The sequence below is a fragment of the Pseudomonas sp. P1.8 genome (assembly GCF_001269805.1).
In the GTDB taxonomy this organism is placed as follows: Bacteria; Pseudomonadota; Gammaproteobacteria; order Pseudomonadales; family Pseudomonadaceae; genus Aquipseudomonas.
The window spans coordinates 14,263-30,690 of sequence record NZ_LHVM01000017.1 but is presented as its reverse complement, the minus strand read 5'-3'; the positions used below and the strand labels follow the sequence as shown (position 1 = coordinate 30,690).

Genomic DNA, 16,428 nt, shown 5'->3' with positions numbered 1-16,428 from the left:
TGAAGCTATGTTAAACCGCGAGCTCGAAGTCACCCTCAATCTTGCCTTCAAGGAAGCCCGTTCGAAGCGTCATGAGTTCATGACCGTCGAGCACCTCCTGCTGGCCCTATTGGATAATGAGGCTGCCGCCACCGTTTTACGTGCGTGCGGCGCAAACCTCGACAAACTCAAGCATGACCTGCAGGAGTTCATCGACTCCACCACGCCATTGATCCCCGTACACGACGAGGATCGTGAAACCCAGCCAACCCTGGGCTTCCAGCGTGTACTGCAACGTGCTGTGTTTCACGTACAGAGCTCGGGCAAGCGTGAAGTGACTGGCGCCAATGTGCTGGTCGCAATCTTCAGTGAGCAAGAGAGTCAGGCGGTGTTCCTGCTGAAACAGCAGAGCGTTGCGCGCATTGATGTCGTCAACTACATCGCCCACGGTATTTCCAAAGTGCCGGGGCATGGCGATCACTCTGAAGGTGAACAAGATATGCAGGACGACGAGGGCGGTGAGTCTTCTTCTTCAGGCAATCCTCTGGATGCTTATGCCAGCAACTTGAACGAACTTGCGCGCCAGGGTCGTATTGATCCGCTGGTGGGGCGTGAGCTGGAAGTCGAGCGCGTCGCGCAGATCCTGGCGCGTCGCCGCAAAAACAACCCGCTGCTGGTGGGCGAGGCGGGCGTGGGTAAAACCGCGATTGCCGAAGGTCTGGCCAAACGCATTGTCGATAACCAGGTGCCGGATTTGCTGGCCAACAGCGTGGTGTATTCCCTCGATCTGGGGGCGTTACTGGCCGGTACCAAATATCGTGGCGATTTCGAGAAGCGCTTCAAGGCATTGCTCAATGAGCTGAAAAAACGCCCACAGGCGATTCTCTTTATCGACGAGATTCACACCATTATTGGTGCGGGCGCTGCATCCGGCGGCGTCATGGACGCTTCGAACCTGCTCAAGCCGTTGCTCTCGTCGGGTGATATTCGCTGCATTGGTTCTACCACCTTTCAGGAGTTTCGCGGGATCTTCGAGAAGGACCGTGCCTTGGCCCGGCGCTTCCAGAAGGTCGATGTGTCGGAGCCTTCGGTGGAGGACACCATTGGCATTCTGCGAGGCCTGAAAGGGCGTTTCGAGAGTCATCACAACATCGAATACAGTGATGAAGCCCTGCGCGCAGCGGCCGAACTGGCGTCGCGTTACATCAATGATCGTCATATGCCCGACAAGGCCATTGATGTCATCGATGAGGCGGGTGCCTATCAGCGTCTGCAGCCGGTGGAAAAGCGCGTTAAACGCATTGAAGTGCCTCAGGTCGAGGATATCGTTGCGAAGATCGCTCGAATTCCGCCAAAACACGTCACCAGCTCCGATAAAGAGCTGTTGCGTAACCTTGAGCGTGACTTGAAGTTGACCGTGTTTGGTCAGGACGCCGCGATCGACTCCTTGGCGACCGCGATCAAGCTGTCCCGTGCCGGTCTCAAGTCACCTGACAAGCCCGTCGGTTCGTTCCTGTTCGCCGGGCCTACCGGTGTCGGTAAAACCGAAGCGGCGCGTCAACTGGCCAAGGCGTTGGGTGTCGAGCTGGTTCGTTTTGACATGTCCGAGTACATGGAGCGGCACACCGTTTCGCGTTTGATCGGCGCGCCTCCTGGCTATGTCGGGTTCGATCAGGGCGGTCTACTGACCGAGGCCATCACCAAGCAACCTCATTGCGTGCTGCTGCTCGATGAAATCGAGAAGGCGCATCCGGAAGTCTTCAACCTGCTGTTGCAGGTCATGGATCACGGTACGCTGACCGACAACAACGGGCGCAAGGCGGATTTCCGTAACGTGATCGTCATCATGACGACCAACGCCGGTGCCGAGACCGCAGCTCGTGCTTCGATTGGTTTCACCTATCAGGATCACTCCTCCGATGCTATGGAAGTGATCAAGAAGAGCTTCACGCCGGAATTCCGCAACCGTCTGGACACCATTATCCAGTTTGGTCGCCTCAGTCATGAGGTTATCAAGAGCGTGGTGGACAAGTTCCTTACCGAGCTCCAGGCGCAACTGGAAGACAAGCGTGTGCTGCTGGAAGTCACCGATGCCGCTCGCGGCTGGCTGGCGGCTGGCGGTTACGACTCGGCGATGGGGGCTCGACCTATGGCTCGCCTGATCCAGGACAAGATCAAGCGTCCGCTGGCCGAAGAGATTCTCTTTGGCGAACTCGCCGAACATGGCGGTGTGGTGCACATCGACATCAAGGACGGCGAACTGACGTTCGAGTTCGAGACGACAGCCGAGATGGCCTGACGTTTAGAGGAAAAACAAAAGGCGCCGAGAGGCGCCTTTTTGTTGTCTGCCGCTCCCCCTGTAGGAGCGAGCTTGCTCGCGAAGAACATCAGAACAACTCGGGCATCCAGGCAGTCCGCGTCATCGTTAACCACCATCGCGAGCATGCTCGCGCCTACAGGATTGTCGTGTAAACAATCTGCAAACAAAAACGCCCGGCATAAGCCGGGCGTTTTGTATTGACTTGATTAGCGAGCGCGGTAAGTGATGCGCCCTTTGCTCAAGTCATAGGGCGTCAGCTCGACGCGCACTTTGTCGCCGGTAAGAATACGGATGTAGTTCTTGCGCATCTTGCCGGAGATGTGCGCGGTTACGACGTGCCCATTTTCCAACTCCACACGAAACATGGTGTTGGGCAGGGTGTCGACGACAGTGCCTTCCATTTCGAAGCTGTCTTCTTTCGACATGCAGTAAAGCCCTCGGTGTCCAATGAATGGCCCGGTGCAACTGCGCCAGGCAAAAGCGGCGTGCATTGTGCCCGAAAAATGGGGTTTAAGCCAAGGGGTTTAGGGGCTGCCCTAATTTAGAACCACCCAACGCTGATTAATCAGCAGTTCGATGGGTCGATATTGCGTCTTGTAATTCATTTTTTTGCAGTTTTTGATCCAGTAACCGAGATAAACCGCTTCCAGTCCCAGTCGATGGGCCTCGGCGATTTGCCAGAGGATCGCGTAGCGTCCCAGGCTGCGGCGTTCTTCCGCGGGTTCGTAGAAGGTGTAGACCGCGGACATTCCGTTCGGCAGCAAATCGGTGACGGCGATGGCCAGCAACCGGCCGTCGAGGCGGAATTCGTAGAACCGGGAAAACGGCAGGTCGCGCACCAGGAATGTCGAAAACTGGTCGCGACTTGGCGGGTACATGTCGCCATCGGCGTGACGCTGTTCGATGTAGCGCTGGTAGAGGTCGAAGTATTCTTCGCTGAATCCTGGCTTGGCCGGCCGTACCTGCAAATCGGCGTTGCGCTTGAAGATGCGTTTCTGTTGCCGATTGGGTGTGAATTGCGCCACGGGAATGCGTGCCGGCACGCACGCGTTGCAATTCTGGCAATGCGGCCGATAGAGGTGATCGCCGCTGCGACGGAAACCCATCTCCGACAGATCTGCATAGACATGCACATCCATGGGCTGGCTAGGGTCGAGGAACAAGGTAGTGGCCTGCTCCTCGGGCAGATAACTGCAAGAGTGCGGCTGAGTGGCATAGAACTTCAAACGCGCCAACTCGGTCATGATCAACCCTCGGGATAATGCTTTTGAATAAGTGTAAGCCACCTGCGCAAAAGACGCTCAGCAAACCCAGTTGGCATGGTTGGGTTGGTCAAGGTGCCTGGCCAGAAAATCGGCAAACTCTCGGCGGGGTATCGCCCGGGCGCCCAGGCTATGCAGATGATCGGTCGGCATCTGGCAATCGATCAACACAAAACCCGAGTCTTTCAGATGTCGGACCAGTGTGGCAAAGCCGAATTTCGAGGCGTTATCGGCGCGGCTGAACATGGACTCGCCGAAAAACAATTGGCCCATCGCAAGCCCGTACAGTCCGCCGACGAGTTCATCGCCATCCCAGACTTCCACCGAATGCGCGTGCCCGCGCCGGTGCAGTTCGATGTAGGCGTCTTGCATGGCCTCAGTGATCCAGGTGCCATCCGCGTAATCCCGGGGCGCAGCGCAAGCGCGAATGACGGCAGCAAAATCTTCGTCAAAGGTCACTTGATAACGTTGTTGGCGCAATAGCTTGCTGAGGCTGCGCGAAACGTGCAATTCGTCGGGAAATAGAACGGTGCGCGGATCCGGCGACCACCAGAGAATCGGCTGGCCTTCGGAAAACCAAGGGAAGCAGCCGTGGCGATAAGCCGAGATCAACCGATCGGCAGACAGATCGCCACCGGCAGCCAGCAGCCCGTTGGGGTCGCGCATGGCTTTTTCCAGCGGTGGGAAGTGCAAGGTGTTGCGTTGTAACCAAGTCAGCATGGCGTCCGGGCTTGCAGAAGGGGAGGGCAGTGGCGGGTGTTGGCCCGCCATTAAGTTTGCCTTCAAACGGTTGGAATGTCGTCGAGGTATTTTTCAGCGTCCAGTGCCGCCATGCAACCCGCCCCGGCCGAGGTGACGGCTTGGCGGTAGACATGGTCAGCCACATCGCCGGCGGCAAATACCCCGGCGATGGCCGTGGCGGTGGCGTCGCCTTCGCTGCCGCCCTTGACCAGCAGATAGCCGTCACGCATTTCCAGTTGCCCAGTGAACAGATCGGTGTTGGGTTTATGGCCGATGGCGATAAACACCCCGGCCAGCGGCAGTTCCTGGGTTTCACCTGTGTGGCTGTCCCGCAGACGCGCGCCGGTGACGCCACTGGCATCGCCGAGTACTTCGTCAAGATTCTGGTTCCAGTGCAGGCGGACATTGCCGTTGGTGGCTTTTTCGAAGAGTTTGTCCTGGAGGATTTTCTCCGAACGCAGCTTGTCGCGGCGGTGAATCAAATGCACTTCCTTGGCGATGTTCGACAGGTACAGGGCTTCTTCTACGGCCGTGTTGCCACCGCCTACCACCGCGACCACCTGATTGCGATAAAAGAAGCCATCACAGGTTGCGCAGGCCGATACGCCCTTGCCGGCAAATGCTTCTTCGGACGGCAAGCCCAGGTATTGCGCCGAAGCACCGGTAGCAATGATCAAGGCGTCGCAGGTGTAAGTACCGCCATCGCCGATCAATTCGAACGGCCGCTGTTGCAACTTGGCGGTATGGATGTGGTCGTAAACGATCTCTGTGGCAAAGCGCTCGGCGTGTTTTTGCATGCGTTCCATCAGGGCCGGGCCGGTGAGTCCTTCGACATCACCTGGCCAGTTGTCGACCTCGACGGTGGTGGTGAGCTGGCCACCTGCCTGTATCCCGGTGATGACAACGGGTTTGAGGTTGGCGCGGGCGGCATATACGGCTGCGCTGTAACCGGCGGGGCCGGAACCCAGGATAATCAGGCGGTGATGCTGTGCTTCGATCATAAAAACACCTCATAAGCCTTTGTCACAAAAGAGAATGCATGCTCAAATTGAAGGGCATGTCATAGGCTGTTGACTATGCTACACCCAAGGGTCTCAAGCATGGCGTCGTGCGTACAAACCCGTACAATGCCCAGCGTGCTGGATATATTCAGTGCGTACCGTGTTTATAAAAACCGCAGCGTAGTGTTAAAAGTAGTCCCGGTTGCGCGCGTTAACTTTTTTACCTGCCTGGATTGGGCAGTTTTTTGGCCGTTTATAGTCATTCAACAGATGGACGCGCCCTTGGCGCAGGAAAAGAAGCGTTTTGAAGAAATCCACCGCAGCACCTAAACCAGCCGTCGTTCCGCTCTGGCGCCAGCACTTGCACTACCGACTCAAGGAAGGTGCGCTGATCGCCATCGGCGCCCTGTGCCTGTTCCTGATGATGGCCTTGCTGACCTACGGCAAGGACGATCCGGGCTGGAGCCATAACAGCAAGATCGACGATGTTCAGAACTTCGGTGGTCCCGCGGGCTCCTACAGCGCCGACATTCTGTTCATGGTGCTCGGTTACTTCGCTTACATCTTCCCGCTGTTGCTGGCGATCAAGGCCTATCAGATCTTCCGCCAGCGCCACGAACCGTGGCAGTGGAGCGGCTGGCTGTTCTCGTGGCGTCTGATCGGGCTGGTCTTCCTTGTCCTGTCTGGTGCCGCTCTGGCCCATATCCACTTCCATGCCGCCACCGGTCTGCCGGCCGGTGCGGGCGGTGCGCTGGGTGAAAGCCTCGGCGACCTGGCCAGGAATGCGTTGAATATCCAGGGCAGCACCTTGCTGTTCATTGCTCTGTTCCTGTTCGGCCTGACCGTGTTCACCGATCTGTCGTGGTTCAAGGTGATGGACGTCACCGGCAAGATCACCCTTGACCTGTTCGAGCTGTTCCAGAGCGCGGCCAATCGCTGGTGGGCTGCCCGTACCGAACGCAAGCAACTGGTCGCGCAATTGCGTGAAGTCGACGAGCGCGTGGATGAAGTGGTCGCCCCGAGCGTCACCGACAAACGCGAGCAGGCCAAGGTCAAGGAACGCCTGATCGAGCGCGAGCAGGCCCTGAGCAAGCACATGTCCGAGCGCGAGAAGCAGGTGCCACCGGTCATTGCGCCAGCGCCGCCAAAGCCCGCAGCGCCGAGCAAGCGGGTCGAAAAAGAGAAGCAGGCGCCATTGTTCGTCGACAGTGCCGTGGAAGGCACCTTGCCACCGATCTCGATTCTCGATCCCGCGGAAAAGAAACAACTCAACTATTCGCCTGAATCCCTGGCCGCGGTCGGTCACCTGCTGGAAATCAAGCTCAAGGAATTCGGTGTCGAAGTTACCGTGGATTCGATTCACCCGGGTCCGGTGATCACCCGTTACGAGATCCAGCCGGCGGCCGGGGTCAAGGTCAGCCGTATTTCCAACCTGGCCAAAGACCTTGCGCGCTCCCTGGCCGTCACCAGCGTGCGTGTAGTGGAAGTGATTCCGGGCAAGACCACGGTCGGTATCGAGATTCCCAACGAAGACCGGCAGATCGTGCGTTTCTCCGAAGTTCTGTCGACCCCCGAGTACGACAACTTCAAATCCCCGGTCACCCTGGCCCTGGGTCATGACATCGGCGGCAAGCCAGTCATCACCGATCTTGCGAAAATGCCGCACTTGCTGGTGGCCGGTACCACCGGTTCCGGTAAGTCGGTGGGTGTGAACGCGATGATCCTGTCGATTCTGTTCAAGTCCGGCCCGGAAGACGCCAAGCTGATCATGATTGACCCGAAAATGCTTGAGCTGTCGATCTACGAAGGCATTCCGCACTTGTTGTGCCCGGTGGTCACCGACATGAAGGACGCCGCCAACGCCCTGCGTTGGAGCGTTGCCGAAATGGAACGCCGCTACAAGCTGATGGCCAAGATGGGGGTGCGAAACCTGTCGGGCTTCAACGCCAAGGTCAAGGAAGCCCAGGACGCCGGCGAGCCGTTGAGCGATCCGCTGTACAAGCGCGAAAGCATCCACGACGAAGCGCCTTTGTTGCAAAAGCTGCCGACCATCGTAGTCGTGGTCGACGAATTCGCCGACATGATGATGATCGTCGGCAAGAAGGTTGAAGAACTGATTGCCCGTATCGCCCAGAAGGCCCGTGCGGCCGGTATCCACTTGATCCTCGCGACCCAGCGTCCGTCGGTTGACGTGATCACCGGTCTGATCAAGGCCAACATTCCGACCCGCATGGCGTTCCAGGTGTCGAGCAAGATCGACTCGCGGACCATCATCGACCAGGGTGGCGCCGAGCAACTGCTGGGTCACGGTGACATGTTGTACATGCCGCCGGGCACCAGCCTGCCGATTCGTGTCCACGGTGCTTTCGTTTCCGACGATGAAGTTCACCGCGTGGTAGAAGCCTGGAAACTGCGGGGCGCGCCGGAATACAACGACGACATCCTCAACGGCGTTGAAGAGGCGGGCAGCGGCTTTGAAGGCAGCAGCGGTGGCGGCGACGGCGATGATCCAGAGGCTGACGCGCTATATGACGAAGCCGTGCAGTTCGTGCTGGAAAGCCGTAGAGCCTCCATTTCCGCGGTTCAGCGCAAGCTGAAAATCGGTTACAACCGCGCCGCGCGCATGATCGAAGCCATGGAAATGGCCGGGGTCGTGACGTCCATGAACACCAATGGTTCGCGTGAAGTCCTGGCCCCGGGCCCGGTACGCGACTGATCCGGTTTTGAAAGGGGTGGCGTCCCTGGCGCCGCCCGCACTCCCACGAATGTTATGAGGACTCCCATGCGTCTGATCCGCATGCTGTTGCTGCCGGTACTGGCTTTGACCACACTCTCGGCCCACGCTGATGACAAGGATGTGGCACGCCTGACTCAATTACTGGAAAAATCCCAGACCCTGACGGCACGTTTCTCTCAACTGACCCTTGATGGCACCGGCACCCAGTTGCAGGAAACCGCTGGCGAGATGTCGTTGCAGCGTCCAGGCCTGTTCTATTGGCACACCAATGCGCCGGCGGAACAGACCATGGTCTCCGACGGCAAGAAGGTCACCCTGTGGGACCCGGATCTTGAGCAGGCGACCATCAAGAACCTCGATCAGCGCCTGACCCAGACCCCGGCTCTGCTGCTGTCCGGTGACGTGTCCAAGATCAGCCAGAGCTTCGACATCAGCGCCAAGGAAGCCGGCGGCGTGATCGACTTCACTTTGAAGCCGAAAACCAAGGACACCCTGTTCGACAGCCTGCGCTTGTCGTTCCGCAACGGCCTGGTCAACGACATGCAACTGATCGACAGCGTCGGCCAGCGTACTAATATTTTGTTCACCGGGGTCAAGGCCAACGAGCCGATCCCGGCGTCGAAATTCAAGTTTGACATCCCCAAGGGTGCCGACGTGATCCAAGAGTAAGACGCAAATCCCTGTAGGAGCGAGCCTGCTCGCGATGGACGTTAACGATAACGCTGGCAGCCTGACACTCAGCGTTGTCCTTGAGTTCATCGCGAGCAAGCTCGCTCCTACAGTGGAGACGGTGTTTAATTGAGGTTTCAGAGATAGTCATGGACCTGTTTCGCAGCGCCCCCATCGCCCAGCCCTTGGCCGCCCGTCTGCGCGCTGCCAACCTGGACGAGTACGTCGGTCAGGAGCACGTGCTCGCTCGCGGCAAGCCTTTGCGCGAAGCGCTGGAGCAGGGTGCCCTGCACTCGATGATTTTCTGGGGGCCGCCGGGCGTGGGCAAAACCACGTTGGCGCGATTGCTCGCGGAAGTCTCGGATGCACACTTCGAAACCGTTTCTGCGGTACTGGCCGGGGTCAAGGAGATCCGTCAGGCAGTGGAAATCGCCAAGCAGCAGGCCGGGCAATACGGCAAGCGAACTATCCTGTTCGTTGATGAAGTGCATCGTTTCAACAAGTCGCAGCAGGACGCCTTTCTGCCCTATGTGGAAGACGGCACGCTGATTTTCATCGGTGCAACCACCGAAAACCCCTCGTTCGAACTCAACAACGCCTTGCTGTCCCGAGCCCGTGTGTACGTGCTCAAAAGCCTCGACGAAGCGGCTCTGCGCAAGCTGGTGCAGCGTGCGCTGACCGAAGAGCGCGGCCTGGGTAAACGTAACCTGACCCTCAGCGATGAAGGCTTCCAGATGTTGTTGTCGGCCGCCGATGGCGATGGCCGGCGTTTGCTCAACCTGCTGGAAAACGCCTCGGATCTTGCCGAAGACAACAGCGAGATGGGTGTCGACCTTCTGCAAAGCCTGCTGGGTGATACCCGTCGGCGTTTCGACAAGGGTGGCGAAGCGTTTTATGACCAGATTTCGGCGCTGCATAAATCGGTGCGCGGCTCCAATCCCGATGGCGCGTTGTACTGGTTCGCGCGGATGATCGACGGCGGTTGCGATCCGCTGTACCTCGCCCGGCGCGTAGTGCGCATGGCCAGCGAAGACATCGGCAATGCCGACCCTCGTGCGCTGAGCCTGTGCCTGGCCGCGTGGGAAGTGCAGGAGCGCCTCGGCAGTCCCGAAGGCGAGCTGGCGGTGGCTCAGGCCATTACGTATCTGGCGTGCGCGCCGAAAAGCAACGCGGTGTACATGGGTTTCAAGACCGCCCTGCGCGCCGCCGCCGAACACGGTTCGCTGGAAGTGCCGCTGCACCTGCGCAACGCCCCGACCAAGCTGATGAAGCAATTGGGTTACGGCGACGAATACCGTTACGCCCACGACGAGCCGGATGCCTACGCCGCCGGGGAAGACTATTTTCCGGAGGAACTGGACCCGATCCCGTTCTATCAGCCGGTGCCGCGAGGCCTGGAATTGAAAATCGGCGAGAAGCTCAATCACCTGGCGAAACTCGACCGATTAAGCCCACGGCAGCGGAGAAAATAGTGGTCCCCTTGATCATCGCGGTGTCCATTGGCGGAGTGGCCGGAACATTGTTGCGCTTTGCCACGGGTAACTGGATCAACGCTAATTGGCCGCGGCACTTCTATACGGCGACGCTCGCCGTTAATATCGTGGGCTGTTTGCTGATCGGCGTTCTATACGGTCTGTTTTTGATACGCCCGGAGGTGCCCATCGAGGTGCGCGCCGGGCTGATCGTCGGCTTCCTCGGAGGGCTGACGACTTTTTCATCCTTTTCACTGGATACGGTGCGCCTGCTGGAAAGCGGGCAGGTGCCGCTGGCCCTGGGCTATGCTGCCATCAGCGTATTCGGCGGGCTGCTCGCCACCTGGGCCGGCCTGTCCTTGACCAAACTTTAATAACGAGAGACCGACATGCTCGATTCCAAACTGTTACGTAGCAACCTTCAGGACGTAGCGGACCGCCTGGCATCCCGTGGCTATACCCTGGATGTTGCGCGCATCGAAGCGCTGGAAGAACAGCGCAAGACCGTCCAGACCCGCACCGAAGCACTGCAGGCTGAACGTAATGCGCGCTCCAAATCCATCGGTCAGGCCAAGCAGCGCGGTGAAGACATCGCGCCGCTGATGGCGGACGTCGAGCGCATGGCGGGCGAATTGAGCGCCGGTAAAGTCGAACTGGACGCGATTCAGACCGACCTGGACGCGATCCTGCTGGGTATCCCCAACCTGCCGCACGAATCCGTACCGGTCGGAGCAGACGAGGACGGCAACGTCGAAGTGCGCCGCTGGGGCACGCCGACGGCGTTCGACTTCCCGGTTCAGGACCACGTGGCCCTGGGTGAGAAGTTTGGCTGGCTGGATTTCGAAACCGCCGCCAGGCTGTCCGGCGCCCGTTTCGCCTTGCTGCGCGGGCCGATTGCACGCTTGCATCGCGCCCTGGCGCAATTCATGATCAACCTGCACGTCACCGAGCACGGCTATGAAGAGGCGTACACGCCTTATCTGGTCCAGGCACCGGCGCTGCAAGGCACCGGTCAACTGCCGAAATTCGAAGAGGACCTGTTCAAGATTGCACGCGAAGGCGAAGCCGATCTGTACCTGATCCCGACGGCCGAAGTGTCATTGACCAACATCGTTGCCGGCGAAATCGTCGACGCCAAGCAACTGCCGATCAAATTTGTTGCCCACACGCCGTGCTTTCGCAGTGAAGCCGGCGCGTCGGGCCGTGACACTCGCGGCATGATTCGCCAGCACCAGTTCGACAAGGTTGAAATGGTGCAGATCGTCGAGCCGTCGACGTCGATGCAAGCGCTGGAAGGCCTGACCGCCAACGCCGAGAAAGTCCTGCAACTGCTGGAGTTGCCTTACCGCACCCTGGCGCTGTGCACTGGCGACATGGGCTTCAGCGCGGTCAAGACCTACGACCTGGAAGTGTGGATTCCGAGCCAGGACAAGTACCGCGAAATCTCGTCGTGCTCCAACTGCGGCGACTTTCAGGCCCGCCGCATGCAGGCGCGTTTCCGCAATCCGGAAACCGGCAAGCCTGAGCTGGTGCATACCCTGAACGGTTCCGGCCTGGCCGTTGGCCGTACCCTGGTGGCGGTGCTGGAGAACTATCAGCAGGCCGACGGTTCGATCCGTGTGCCTGAGGTCCTCAAGCCGTACATGGGTGGCCTTGAGGTCATCGGCTAAATGAACTATCTGCCGCTGTTTCACAACCTTCGCGGCAGTCGTGTGTTGGTCGTCGGTGGGGGGGAAATTGCCTTGCGCAAATCCCGCCTGCTGGCCGATGCCGGTGCGCTGCTGCGGGTGGTTGCACCTGAAATCGAACCACAACTGCGTGAACTGGTTACCGGCAGCGGTGGCGAGTGCCTGTTGCGTGGCTACGCTGAAGCGGACCTGGATGGTTGCGGGCTGATCATTGCCGCCACCGATGACGAAGCCCTGAACGCACAAGTCTCTGTCGATGCCCATCGGCGTTGCGTGCCGGTCAATGTGGTGGACGCGCCAGCCCTGTGCAGCGTGATCTTCCCGGCCATCGTCGACCGTTCGCCGCTGATCATTGCGGTGTCCAGTGGCGGCGATGCGCCGGTGCTGGCACGTTTGATTCGCGCCAAGATCGAAACCTGGATTCCGTCCACTTACGGCCAGTTGGCCGGTCTGGCGGCGGGTTTCCGCAATCAGGTGAAAAAGCTGTTTCCGGATGTGCAGCAGCGCCGTGCGTTCTGGGAAGATGTTTTCCAGGGACCGATTGCCGACCGCCAACTGGCCGGTCAGGGCGCTGAGGCCGAGCGTTTGCTCCAGGCGAAAATCGAAGGCGAAGCCCCAGTGGCAACCGGTGAGGTTTACCTCGTCGGTGCCGGTCCGGGCGATCCCGATCTGCTGACGTTCCGTGCCTTGCGCCTGATGCAACAAGCCGACGTGGTGCTATACGATCGTCTGGTGGCACCGGCGATTCTGGAGTTGTGCCGTCGCGATGCCGAGCGGGTTTACGTCGGCAAGCGCCGCGCCGATCATGCGGTGCCGCAGGATCAGATCAACCAGCAATTGGTTGACCTGGCCAAGCAAGGCAAGCGTGTGGTGCGGTTGAAGGGCGGTGATCCGTTCATCTTCGGCCGTGGCGGTGAAGAAATCGAAGAGCTGGCGGCCCATGGCATCCCGTTCCAGGTGGTGCCGGGTATCACCGCGGCCAGCGGTTGCGCGGCGTATGCCGGGATTCCGCTGACCCACCGCGACTACGCGCAGTCGGTTCGCTTTGTCACCGGTCACTTGAAGGACGGTTCCACCGATTTGCCGTGGGCCGACCTGGTCGCGCCCGCGCAAACCCTGGTGTTCTACATGGGGCTGGTGGGCCTGCCGAGCATCTGCGAGCAGTTGATCAAGCATGGTCGCGCTGCCGATACCCCGGCGGCGTTGATCCAGCAAGGCACCACGGTCAATCAACGGGTGTTCACCGGTACATTGGCCAACCTGCCTCAACTGGTGGCGGAGCATGAAGTGCATGCGCCAACGCTGGTGATCGTCGGGGAAGTGGTGCAACTGCGCGAGAAACTGGCGTGGTTTGAAGGGGCTCAGGGGCAACTCTGAGTTCTTTGTTGTTTGTTGAAACAGATCGCAGCCTTCGGCAGCTCCTACAGGTGTCAGATCCTGTAGTAGCTGCCGAAGGCTGCGATCTTTTGATCTGAAGCTTTTAACCTCGCTTCCAAACCCCTTTCCCACTCAACCGCTCCCGATCATGGGCGGCGGTGAAATCCTGCGCAGGACCTTTCGGCACGACCCCGGTCGGGTTGATGGTCTTGTGGCTACCGTAGTAGTGATTCTTGATGTGGGTAAAATCCACCGTCTCGGCAACCCCTGGCCACTGGTAAATTTCCCGCAACCAGTTCGACAGGTTCGGATAGTCCGCAATCCGCCGCAGGTTGCACTTGAAGTGCCCGTAGTACACCGCATCGAAGCGAATCAGCGTGGTGAACAGTCGGACGTCCGCTTCGGTCAGGTATTCGCCCGCCAGATAGCGGTTGGCGCTCAGTAACTGTTCCAGATGATCCAGCTCGGCAAACACGTCATCAAAGGCTTCTTCATACGCCTGCTGCGACGTGGCAAAGCCTGCGCGGTACACGCCGTTGTTCACGGTCGGGTAGATCCGATCGTTCAGGGCATCGATCTCACTGCGCAGCGGCGCCGGATAGAAATCCAGGTCATTGCCGGCCAGGTCATCGAAGGCGCTGTTGAACATACGGATGATTTCCGATGATTCATTATTGACGATGCGCTGCAGTTTTTTGTCCCACAGTACCGGCACGGTCACGCGGCCAGTGTAGTCCGCGGTATCGGCGGTGTAGCGCTGGTGCATGAAGTCAAAGTGATCGAGTTTGTCGCCGGTCGAGCCCAGCGTCTGGTCGAAGGTCCAACCGTTTTCCAGCATCAGCCAGCTGACTATCGAGACGTCGATCAGGCTTTCGAGGCCCTTGAGCTTGCGCAAGATCAGTGTGCGATGCGCCCACGGACAGGCGAGGGAAACATAGAGGTGGTAGCGACCTGGCTCGGCCGCAAAGCCACCGACGCCGCTCGGGCCGGGTTGGCCGTCAACGGTAACCCAGTTGCGGCGTTGCGCCTGTTCGCGATTAAACGCGCCGTCCTTGCTGCTCTCGTACCATTTGTCCTGCCAGCGGCCATCGACTAGTAAACCCATGTTCAAGACTCCCGAAACCATTGATCGTTGGAGTCGAGTCTATGCCCATGGGTTCGAACAAAAAGCGCAAAGATCGGGCGTGAATGATCGGTTAAATCGATTTGTCCCGTGCAGCCCAGTATTGCTCGGCGGTTTCGAACGCCTGTTCGCGGGTTTGTCCGAGGCCGCGCAGAGCCAGGGCCATGGTGGAAATCAGGGCCATTTGCGGATAACTGTCGACCACATCGCCACGCCACACGGCTTTCAAATACTCAGGGTCGAGCGAGGCGGGTTTGACGTGACGCTGCGCGGAGAGCTGAGGCCATTCCTCGTCCCAACTCTCGCCAGCAGTCGTGCCATAGAGGTGGCTATTGGCGTCGGGGTTGATCTCGATTTCGCCGCCATCTCCCTTGACCACGATGGCAGTGTCGCCCAGCAAGCCGCTGGCATCGCGATGCACGGCCTGATAACCGGGATGGAAAATGCTTTGCAGGCCGCAACGTGCGCCCAGCGGATTGAGAATTCGCGCCAGCGAGTGAATCGGCGAACGCAGGCCCAGGGTGTTGCGCAGGTCGATCATCCGTTGCAGCTGTGGCGCCCAGTCCATCAGCGGCATGAAGGCCAGGCCGCCGTTGTCCAGCGCATTGCCAACCTGTTGCCAGTTGCGGCACAGCGGGATATTCAGCTCGCCGAGCAGTTGTTCGCTGTACAGCCGACCGGCCGTGTGCGCGCCGCCGCCATGCATGAAGATCCGTACGCCATTTTGCGCCAGGCACTTGGCGGCCAACAGATACCACGGCAGATGACGCTTCTTGCCGGCATAGGTCGGCCAGTCCAGGTCCACCGCCAACGCTGGCGGATTCAAACGCTCGCGCAAGGCTTCGGTGAAACCGGCCATTTCCTCTGCGCTTTCTTCCTTGTGCCGCAGCAACATCAGGAACGCGCCGAGCTGGGTGTCCTCGACCTTTTCATCGAGCACCATGCCCATGGCCTCGCGAGCCTCGACCCGGGTCAGGTCGCGGGCGCCGCGTTTGCCTTTGCCGAGAATGCGCACGAATTGGGCGAACGGATGTTCGGCGGGCGTTTCGAGGGTCAGTGCTGGATAGTTGGTCATAGGCAATTCGTCGGTTTGGGCAGGCCCGCCAGTTTCGCGGCGAGTTTGGCGGGGGTGCCTTTGAACAGTCGGTTCAGGTGCAGGCTGTTGCCTTTTTCCGGGCCGAGCTTCAATGCGGTGTATTTGATCAGCGGGCGAGTGGCCGGCGACAACTGGAACTCGGCGTAGAAACTGCGCAGCAGTTCGAGGATTTCCCAGTGTTGCGCTGTCAGCTCGATGTCTTCGGCGGCGGCCAGGGCGCTGGCCACGTCGGCCGACCAGTCGCTCAGATCGACCAGAAAACCGTCCTTGTCCAGCTCGATGGCGCGGGCGCCGACCGTCAATGCATTCATAGCCAGCTGTTGACCTTGTCGTGGTGAATCGACAGTTCGACGAAGGCCGGGTAATCGATAGCCTCGACCCAAGCCGGCACGCTGATGGCGCGGGCTTGGGCATCTTCGGCCAGGACGTAGAGTTTCAAGCCGCGAGCGGCCAATGTATTGAAAGGTTCAGTGCCTGGCTGCAAGGCATAGGTGGCGTCGCCGGACAGCAGCAACGCATCGTTGGCGCCGATCACGCGCAGGCAACTGGTCAGGCGTTCGTCGCCGAACGGGGAATGAGACAACACATGCAAAGTCGACATCAGAGGGTGATCACCTGGTCGTAGCGGTCAATAAGGGCGGTGATTTCGTGGGCGGCCAACACTTGCGCCTCCTCCAGTGACAGGCCGTTCGGGTCCAGACCGCGTTGAGCTACGCTGTCGGCGCAGGCAAACAGTTCTTCGACGCCAAACATTGGCAAGGCTTGAAGGTTGGCACTCAGGTCCTTCTGTTGCAGGGCTTTGGCGTTCTGGTTTGCGGCGAGCTGGAACACGCCATCGTCGAGAAACAGCAAGCCAATCGGCAGATCGAAAGCGCCGCCGGCCAGTACGATGTCCAGCGTTTCTCGCGCGCCAGGCCCGGACCACGGCGCCTGGCGACTGATTATCAGCAGCGATGTGGCCAT

At 59.4% G+C, this 16,428-nt stretch carries 16 protein-coding genes; 7 read left to right on the top strand and 9 right to left on the bottom strand.

Translation table 11 applies throughout. The annotated features are described in order from the left end of the window. Window positions 1–7 precede the first annotated feature (7 nt). Window positions 8–2,278, top strand: coding sequence for an ATP-dependent Clp protease ATP-binding subunit ClpA (gene clpA / locus AD668_RS19560; protein WP_053161438.1), 2,271 nt, complete (start codon window positions 8–10; stop codon window positions 2,276–2,278). Between the two features lie 227 nt (window positions 2,279–2,505). Here clpA and infA read toward each other — a convergent pair whose 3' ends face one another. From infA to trxB, 4 genes are all read right to left on the bottom strand, one after another. Next, window positions 2,506–2,724 carry a translation initiation factor IF-1 gene (gene infA / locus AD668_RS19555; RefSeq protein ID WP_002553999.1) on the bottom strand — a complete coding sequence of 73 codons (219 nt, stop codon included), beginning with the start codon at window positions 2,722–2,724 and terminating at the stop codon, window positions 2,506–2,508. A 111-nt stretch (window positions 2,725–2,835) separates the two neighbouring features. Continuing rightward, window positions 2,836–3,543 (bottom strand): arginyltransferase, encoded by a 708-nt coding sequence (locus AD668_RS19550; RefSeq protein ID WP_053161437.1) that lies wholly within the window; start codon window positions 3,541–3,543, stop codon window positions 2,836–2,838. Window positions 3,544–3,600: 57 nt separating this feature from the next. Beyond that, window positions 3,601–4,281, bottom strand: coding sequence for a leucyl/phenylalanyl-tRNA--protein transferase (gene aat, locus AD668_RS19545; RefSeq protein WP_053161505.1), 681 nt, complete (start codon window positions 4,279–4,281; stop codon window positions 3,601–3,603). Window positions 4,282–4,343: 62 nt separating this feature from the next. Continuing rightward, window positions 4,344–5,303 carry a thioredoxin-disulfide reductase gene (gene trxB, locus AD668_RS19540; protein WP_053161436.1) on the bottom strand — a complete coding sequence of 320 codons (960 nt, stop codon included), beginning with the start codon at window positions 5,301–5,303 and terminating at the stop codon, window positions 4,344–4,346. Window positions 5,304–5,607: 304 nt separating this feature from the next. Here trxB and AD668_RS19535 point away from each other — a divergent pair, with 304 nt between their 5' ends. From AD668_RS19535 to cysG, 6 genes are all read left to right on the top strand, one after another. Next, window positions 5,608–8,019, top strand: coding sequence for a DNA translocase FtsK (locus tag AD668_RS19535; protein ID WP_053161435.1), 2,412 nt, complete (start codon window positions 5,608–5,610; stop codon window positions 8,017–8,019). Between the two features lie 66 nt (window positions 8,020–8,085). Beyond that, window positions 8,086–8,709 carry an outer membrane lipoprotein chaperone LolA gene (gene lolA, locus AD668_RS19530; RefSeq protein WP_053161433.1) on the top strand — a complete coding sequence of 208 codons (624 nt, stop codon included), beginning with the start codon at window positions 8,086–8,088 and terminating at the stop codon, window positions 8,707–8,709. 149 nt (window positions 8,710–8,858) lie between these two features. After that, complete coding sequence (locus AD668_RS19525; RefSeq protein ID WP_053161431.1) at window positions 8,859–10,181, top strand: replication-associated recombination protein A; 1,323 nt, start codon at window positions 8,859–8,861, stop codon at window positions 10,179–10,181. Then, entirely contained in the window at window positions 10,181–10,555 is a 375-nt protein-coding gene (gene crcB, locus AD668_RS19520) for a fluoride efflux transporter CrcB (protein ID WP_053161429.1), read from the top strand. The genes AD668_RS19525 and crcB overlap by 1 nt, the downstream gene beginning before the upstream one ends. Window positions 10,556–10,570: 15 nt before the next feature. Then, window positions 10,571–11,851, top strand: a complete 1,281-nt coding sequence (serS, locus tag AD668_RS19515; protein WP_053161427.1) for a serine--tRNA ligase — start codon at window positions 10,571–10,573, stop codon at window positions 11,849–11,851. Beyond that, window positions 11,852–13,246 (top strand): siroheme synthase CysG, encoded by a 1,395-nt coding sequence (gene cysG / locus AD668_RS19510; protein WP_053161425.1) that lies wholly within the window; start codon window positions 11,852–11,854, stop codon window positions 13,244–13,246. It begins immediately after the preceding gene. A 103-nt stretch (window positions 13,247–13,349) separates the two neighbouring features. Here cysG and AD668_RS19505 read toward each other — a convergent pair whose 3' ends face one another. The 5 genes from AD668_RS19505 to tusC form a co-directional block, all read right to left on the bottom strand. Next, the gene (locus AD668_RS19505; protein ID WP_053161424.1) at window positions 13,350–14,351 is read right to left on the bottom strand and encodes a glutathione S-transferase family protein; all 1,002 of its coding nucleotides are present in this window, start codon (window positions 14,349–14,351) and stop codon (window positions 13,350–13,352) included. A 91-nt stretch (window positions 14,352–14,442) separates the two neighbouring features. Further along, entirely contained in the window at window positions 14,443–15,444 is a 1,002-nt protein-coding gene (locus AD668_RS19500) for a glycosyl transferase family protein (RefSeq protein ID WP_053161422.1), read from the bottom strand. Then, on the bottom strand, window positions 15,441–15,776 hold the full coding sequence (locus tag AD668_RS19495) for a TusE/DsrC/DsvC family sulfur relay protein (RefSeq protein ID WP_053161420.1): 336 nt from the start codon (window positions 15,774–15,776) through the stop codon (window positions 15,441–15,443). Before AD668_RS19495 ends, AD668_RS19500 begins: the two co-directional genes overlap by 4 nt. After that, window positions 15,773–16,066: a sulfurtransferase complex subunit TusB gene (gene tusB, locus AD668_RS19490; protein WP_053161418.1), complete on the bottom strand. Its 294-nt coding sequence runs from the start codon at window positions 16,064–16,066 to the stop codon at window positions 15,773–15,775. Before tusB ends, AD668_RS19495 begins: the two co-directional genes overlap by 4 nt. Further along, on the bottom strand, window positions 16,066–16,428 hold the full coding sequence (gene tusC / locus AD668_RS19485; RefSeq protein ID WP_053161416.1) for a sulfurtransferase complex subunit TusC: 363 nt from the start codon (window positions 16,426–16,428) through the stop codon (window positions 16,066–16,068). Before tusC ends, tusB begins: the two co-directional genes overlap by 1 nt.